At 65.5% G+C, this 1,160-nt stretch carries 1 protein-coding gene and 1 pseudogene; both read right to left on the bottom strand.

Going from position 1 to position 1,160, the window contains the following annotated elements; genetic code table 11:
- Positions 1 to 633: pseudogene (locus ACFY5C_RS41880) on the bottom strand (PE-PGRS family protein); the annotation flags it as partial.
- A gap of 20 nt (positions 634 to 653) precedes the next feature.
- Positions 654 to 1,022: a WXG100 family type VII secretion target gene (locus ACFY5C_RS41875; protein ID WP_256959745.1), complete on the bottom strand. Its 369-nt coding sequence runs from the start codon at positions 1,020 to 1,022 to the stop codon at positions 654 to 656.
- Positions 1,023 to 1,160 lie beyond the last annotated feature (138 nt).

Below are 1,160 nucleotides of genomic sequence, written 5' to 3'. Positions count from 1 at the left end.
GGCCTCGCGGGCCTTCTCCTTGGCCGCGTCGACGACCTTCTCCTGGACGATCTGCTTGACCTGATCCTTGACGACCCGTTTGGCGACCTTCTTCAGGGCGTCCACGGTCGCGTGCTCCATGGCCTTCGTGACCGCCTCCATGACCTCTTTCTTGAGGCGGTCGAGCAGCTCACGGACGATCACACGGGTGGCCTGGGTCGCGCCCATCGCCCCGAGTTCGGACAGCCCGAAGGTGAAGGGCGCCGCGGCCTGCGCCGCGATGATCTCGATGGCCAGCGCAATGAGCTGGGCGATGACGGAGAGCTTCGCGGTGAGGACCGCGATCGCGGCCGCGTCGAAAGCGAGGGCGATCACCTCGCACGCGAGTTTCGCGTCGGGCAGGTACCTGTCCTCGCCGTTCGCGCCGGTGTAGGCGCCCCAGTCCTTGCTGAACCCCTCGATGGCGGAGCCGACGTTGGCGGCGACGACGGTGCGGGCGAAGCCTTCGCCCTGCGCCTCGATCTTCTCGAGGTGGGCGCCGAAGCCGCGCCAGGTCTCGGCGACCTGGTGGAGCGCCTGCTCGTCGGCCTCGGGCCAGTTGTAGCCGAGCAGGTCCAGGACCCAGACGAGCTCGCCGGGCAGAGTGAGCGACATGTGAAGTACCCCCGCCCGGCTCAGAGTTGACCGACGATGCCGCTCAGCAGCCCGCTGTTCGACGTATCGGAGGCGTCGTACGTGCGGGCGTTGTCCTGAAGTGTGTGCCCGATCTGCTGGAGTCGTTCGGCGAGGCTGTCCATCGAGGCGAGGATTCCGTCCCGGATCGGCGTGTAGATCTCACCGAAGACATCTCCGAAATCAGCGTCTGACCAGGGCTCTCCGAGACCTTCCAGAGCGCTCTCCAGTTGTTTGGACGCCTTGGCGAAATCGCCTCCGAGGTCGGTGAAATTCTGGCCCTGCCGTCGCAGCACAGCCGTATCCACGTCAAATCCGCCGAACGTCATCGCATCTCCCCCGAACTCCTGGTGCAGGACGTCATATTGCACGACAGGCCGGTAGCTTAGACTCCTCGCCCACGACCCGGAAAGTCGACGGGTCAAGAGAACGTCAAGTTGACCAAAGGACCCCCAAGTGGTGACGTCACCGCCGCATCGTCCCAGCTCAGCCAGCCTCTGGACGGGACG

Source organism: Streptomyces sp. NPDC012935, from assembly GCF_042900345.1.
Taxonomy (GTDB): Bacteria; Actinomycetota; Actinomycetes; order Streptomycetales; family Streptomycetaceae; genus Streptomyces.
This window is presented reverse-complemented; position numbering and strand designations above follow the sequence as displayed.